General features: G+C 48.7%; 2 protein-coding genes. Both read right to left on the minus strand.

Features of this window, described 5'->3' with window-relative positions:
• A partial coding sequence (locus tag PX484_RS24955; protein ID WP_288106080.1) for a YheT family hydrolase occupies nucleotides 1–772 on the minus strand: 772 nt, incomplete at its 3' end.
• Between the two features lie 65 nt (nucleotides 773–837).
• On the minus strand, nucleotides 838–1,104 hold a 267-nt coding region (locus PX484_RS24960; RefSeq protein WP_288106082.1), incomplete at its 5' end, for a DUF1818 family protein.

Below are 1,104 nucleotides of genomic sequence, written 5' to 3' on the forward strand. Positions count from 1 at the left end.
CTAGCTTTTTAATCACTAATTCTCGATCGAATCCGGCAATCGTGGTGGCGCGAGTAATTGCTTCGGGATCGATATGATCGGGATGAGCTTGATGGATGCGTTTGGCTAACTTGCGTAATTCCCTGGCGATCGCTTTTTCCAGATGTTTCCCCCAGGTATCCCGGACGAGATAGGATAAGGAACGATTAGAGTCTAAATTAGGACAAATTACCGCCCCACCACCGATATGGGCGGGATCGATCCCCAGATCTTCCTGATTCTCTGCCGATTTAATTCCCCAGAGGGCTAATTGTCCCCCCAGAGAGTAACCTGTGAACCAAAAAGGAGCGGGACAGCCCATTTTTTGAGCTTGGGCGGCAATATGAATGAAATCTAGCCCTTCATAGATGCCATCGGAGGTGAGAGTCGGGGATAATTCGGCTGTCTTACCGTGGGCCCGCCAATCGAAGAGGACGACTGCGTAGTTTCTCGCTACGGCTTTTCTGCCTAAAATCCTTAAAAACCATTGATTATCTAAGTCTCCCGTGATGCCGTAGGTCCCGATAATTGTTCCTTTCGCTTGCGGGGGAATGGAAACAATCCCGTAGATAGGGACGGCATTGGCCCCGGTGAAAATGGTTTCTTGATAGACTGGTTCGGGAATAGCGATCGTATTTTGCCAGGTTTCTCGCGCTTTTAGGGACACATAGAGAGTCATGGCAAAACCGTTTTTCAGCAATGGGGGCGGAGTGTAGGTGAGATTATCGGTCTTCGTCCTCGGATGGGCAATCATGGCAGCACAGGGGAATCTAAAAGTCAAGAGGGGAAAACAAAAATTAACTTATGTCCACCGCTTTCTTAAAAATTGTAAAGCAAATTGTCCCAAGCGGCGAGCAACTCTGGCAGGGCAGTGGCCGACCAATTGCCCTCACAACCGCGACCTTGATAGAGAATAAATCGCAGGGAATAATTATCGGGAAATCCTGCCGCTTCTAACCATAAAAGCTCGCTTTCCGCTTCACAAGCAATACTTTCTTCATCCATTAATTCTGTGGCCATGGCCGCCATAGTTGCGGTCAATTGTGATAGTAACCGACGCAAATCTTGCCACTCGGCCTCGGTCAA

The sequence above is a fragment of the Microcystis sp. M49636_WE2 genome (genome assembly GCF_030065375.1).
In the GTDB taxonomy this organism is placed as follows: Bacteria; Cyanobacteriota; Cyanobacteriia; order Cyanobacteriales; family Microcystaceae; genus Microcystis; species Microcystis aeruginosa_C.